At 50.1% G+C, this 4,082-nt stretch carries 4 protein-coding genes; 3 read left to right on the top strand and 1 reads right to left on the bottom strand.

Annotated features, from left to right (window positions below; genetic code table 11):
• Window positions 1-661, bottom strand: a 661-nt coding sequence (gene ispD, locus ACJAZW_RS15210) for a 2-C-methyl-D-erythritol 4-phosphate cytidylyltransferase (protein ID WP_415159622.1), incomplete at its 3' end; no start/stop codon positions are given.
• 160 nt (window positions 662-821) lie between these two features.
• Between ispD and dusB the strand changes: the two genes are divergently transcribed.
• The 3 genes from dusB to ntrC form a co-directional block, all read left to right on the top strand.
• Window positions 822-1,829: a tRNA dihydrouridine synthase DusB gene (gene dusB / locus ACJAZW_RS15205; RefSeq protein ID WP_415159620.1), complete on the top strand. Its 1,008-nt coding sequence runs from the start codon at window positions 822-824 to the stop codon at window positions 1,827-1,829.
• Entirely contained in the window at window positions 1,826-2,944 is a 1,119-nt protein-coding gene (locus tag ACJAZW_RS15200) for a two-component system sensor histidine kinase NtrB (protein ID WP_415159618.1), read from the top strand. The genes dusB and ACJAZW_RS15200 overlap by 4 nt, the downstream gene beginning before the upstream one ends.
• Window positions 2,937-4,082: nitrogen regulation protein NR(I) (gene ntrC / locus ACJAZW_RS15195; RefSeq protein WP_415159616.1), on the top strand; the 1,146-nt coding region annotated here is incomplete at its 3' end. The genes ACJAZW_RS15200 and ntrC, both read left to right, overlap by 8 nt.

The following is a 4,082-nucleotide window of genomic DNA, read 5'->3' as shown; positions in this document are numbered from 1 at the left end:
AAAAAGTAATTTTGTTGTTATTGGGATCACCACCAACAATGGCAACATCAATATTCGCCCATTCAGCAATTGATGCATCGTCAGTAAATTCAGTATCAGAATGAAGCGCCGCTTTTTCATGGGCTTCGAAAATTGCGTCAAAATCAAAACCTTGCGGCGTTTGGGCCACAAAATGCTTTGACCGATCCAGTGTTTTCGAAATCAGCTTGCCGTCGGGCACAAATTTCAATGTGTCGGTGATGGGTAGAGCAGGGATTGCGCCGCCCGATTTTGATGCTTCTATGACATTTGAGATTATCGTGGAGCCGACAAATGGTCGGGCGGCGTCATGAATCAGCACGATGTCCGGATTGATTGCCTTTAGCGCCTTAAGTCCAGCAAATACAGAGGCTTGTCGCGTGTTTCCGCCAATCACGGGTGCCAATAGTTTAGTGTTGTCTAGCGCGAGGTCATCATAGATTTTGCTGTGTTGTGCGCTGATGATCGGCACAACCACTTGCACAGCCGGGTGGGAAGTGAACGCAAAGACAGTGTGCGCAAGAACAGATTTGTGATCCAACAATTGATATTGTTTGGGCAAATCAGAGGTATGACCATTCAACCTATTGCCTGAACCGGCTGCAACAATGATAACAGCGGTTTGAAGTTCAGTGGTGGGCATAGGATTTCCAAGTTCATCAACTGCTCTTCATTCGGTTTACCGATAACAATAGTGCATCGCAAGCGACAAGCGCCAGTTAACGCAAAACTCCATATGGATGTTTGCGTCGAACGCATTCTCTGTCTATTATTCAATCAAAATCAAGATTTGCGCAAAAATTATGCACCACCAACTTAAGCCGATTCAAATTGGCAGGCACATTTTTCCCTCGAACGCGTTTCTGGCGCCTCTTTCAGGGATCACGGACAAGTCGTTTCGCACGATCGCTGCGCGGTATGGTGCGGGCATGGTTGTGTCTGAAATGATTGCCAGTGAGGGCTTGATTAATGGACATGCTGATATGGCACGACGGTTGGGTCGCCCGGAACGGTTGCCCAATATTATTCAGCTTTCGGGATGTGAAGGCCGATGGATGGCGGAGGGCGCAAAAATTGCCGAGCAGAGCGGCGCAGACATTATCGACATCAATATGGGTTGCCCGTCCAAACGGGTGACCAACGGGTATGCGGGATCTGCATTAATGCGGGTGCCAGACAAGGCGCAAGAATTGATTGAATCAGTTCTTGGCGCAACGAATTTACCCGTGACCCTAAAAATGCGCCTTGGCTGGAATGATGACAGTTTGAATGCCCCTGAAATTGCTCGCGATGCGGTTAAAGCAGGTGTTCAGATGATCACAATTCACGGGCGTACGCGCCAACAATTTTATAAAGGTGCGGCACGCTGGCATCCTGTACGTGATGTGGTTGATGCGGTTTCGGTGCCGGTGGTGGTGAATGGCGATATTGTTGATATTGCCAGCGCCAAACGGGCGTTGGAACTATCTGGTGCGGCAGCGGTGATGATTGGGCGTGGTGCACAAGGGCAACCGTGGCTCTTGGGTCAGGTAAGCGCAGCGCTGCATGGCCGGCCAATTCCGCAATTGCCATCTGTGAATGAACGACGTGAACTGATGCTGGAACATTATCAGTTGATGATGGATGAATATGGCCCGGCGCTTGGTGTGCGGTGCGCGCGCAAGCATTTGGGCTGGTATATGGATATTCTGGCGACCGAATTTCAGGTTAGTGCTGATATTCGGTCTCGTCTGCTGACACAGGGCGACATATCGCAGGTGCCTATATTGATTGGTCAATTGTTTGAAGAATTAATTGAGGTGGCGGCATGAGCGCAACAGCCTATGAATTGGCGTTTTCTGCTGTTCAATCCATGACCCAACCGGTTCTGATTTGCGACAAATCAAACCGTATTGTTATGGCCAATTATGCGGCACAGAGCTTTTTTCAAACGTCCGAAAACCTGCTTAAACGACAAAAAATCGATGACCATGTGGCGACGTCTTCGCCTTTGTTGGGACTGCTGGCATATGTGCATGAACGCCAGGCTGCATCCAGTGAGCACAAGATTGCTATTGGAAATGTGAACTTGCCCAATGAACGTTTGGTAGACGTGCATATCGCCCCCATGGGGTCGGACCCGAATTTGGCGGTGGTTACGCTGTTTGAACGCACCATGGCGGATAAGATCGACAAGCAGTTGACCTCGCAAGGGGCTGCCCGGCAAGTGAGCGGTCTGGCTGCAATGTTGGCGCACGAGATCAAAAATCCACTTTCGGGCATTAAGGGCGCGGCGCAATTGCTTGAGCAGAGCGCAAGTGAGGAAGATCGGCCGCTTGCGCGGTTGGTGCAACAAGAGGTGGAGCGAATCGTCAAGCTGGTGGATCGCATGGAGGTGTTTGGTGATGAGCGACACCCAGAGCTTACTTCGATCAATATCCACGCTGTGCTCAACCATGTGTTGTTGCTTGCGGAGAACGGGTTTGCAAAAGGCATTGTGATCGAAAAACAGTTCGACCCGAGTTTGCCACCCGTATTGGGGAACTGGGACCAGTTGGTTCAGATTTATCTCAACTTGGTCAAGAATGCGGCCGAAGCTGTCAAAGGTGAAGCTGGCAGCAAAATCAAAATATCAACTGCTTACCGCCCGGGCATTCGTGTTGGCGTTTCTGGTACTCGCGAGCGCTTGTCGTTGCCGCTTGAAGTTATTGTGGAGGATAATGGCCCAGGAATTGATCCTGAAATGCTGCCGCACATATTTGAACCGTTTGTGACCTCCAAAAAAACGGGTGGTGGATTGGGTCTTGCGATGGTGGCCAAGCTTATTCGCGGGCAGGGTGGCATTGTGGATGTGGACTATGTTGGCGATAGAACAATTTTCAAGACCTTGCTGCCAATGGCAAAGTCAACAAATTCAAGCCCAAAAGAAGGAGCTTTGAATGAGTAAACGAACCATTTTGGTGGCCGACGATGATGCATCTATCCGCCTGGTGCTCAGCCAAGCCCTGACGCGTGCTGGTTATGATGTTTTGCCAATGAGCAATATTGCGACCTTGTGGAACCATGTATCTCGCGGCGAAGGCGATTTGTTAATTACCGATGTAATGATGCCTGACGGCAATGCATTTGACGTATTACCCAAAATTCAAAAACAGCGGCCAGACCTTCCAATTATTGTAATGAGCGCGCAAAACACTTTTATGACCGCGGTTAAAGCAACCGAGGCGGGGGCATATGAGTATTTGCCAAAGCCGTTTGATTTGGTGGAGCTTACAAATACGGCAGAAAAGGCACTGCAGGAACGTGAGAATAAGGCCATTCGTTCGAGCGACGATGAAGTTGATGATATGCCGCTTGTGGGGCGCTCTGCGCCCATGCAAGAGGTTTATCGGACTATGGCGCGGTTGATACAGACTGATCTTACGGTGATGATTTCAGGTGAAAGTGGCACCGGTAAAGAAGTTGTTGCAAAGGCGTTGCACGGGTTTGGCAAGCGCAAGAACGGCCCGTTTAATGCAATCAATATGGCTGCAATTCCGCAAGAATTGATCGAATCTGAATTGTTCGGCCATGAAAAAGGGGCATTTACTGGCGCGAATGCCCGTGCGCCCGGGCATTTTGAATTGTCGGCGCGCGGCACATTATTCCTGGATGAAATTGGCGACATGCCGATGGCAGCGCAAACGCGTCTGTTGCGGGTTTTGCAAGAAGGCGAGTTCACCCGCGTTGGTGGCCGGGAGACCATTCAAACGGATGTGCGGATTATTGCAGCGACCCACCGTGATCTGAACCAGCTGATCCGGCAGGGACTATTCCGTGAAGACCTGTTTTACCGGCTCAATGTTGTGCAATTGCGGATGCCAGCATTGCGGGAGCGCCCCGAAGACATTGCGGATTTGGTGCGCCACTTCATTGAAAAATACAGCGAAGAAACCAAGTTGCGAAAATCAATATCTTCTGGCGCGCTTGAATTGTTGTCGCAGCATGGTTGGCCGGGCAACGTGCGTGAATTGGAGAATTTGGTCCATCGATTTGTAGCGCTCTATCCCGAAGAGGTCATTTCAACTGACATGGTCAAGTCTGAA

Source organism: Maritalea sp., from assembly GCF_047634455.1.
Taxonomy (GTDB): Bacteria; Pseudomonadota; Alphaproteobacteria; order Rhizobiales; family Devosiaceae; genus Maritalea.
Note: the sequence above shows the minus strand (reverse complement) of the source record. Positions and strands in the feature narration are given on the sequence as shown.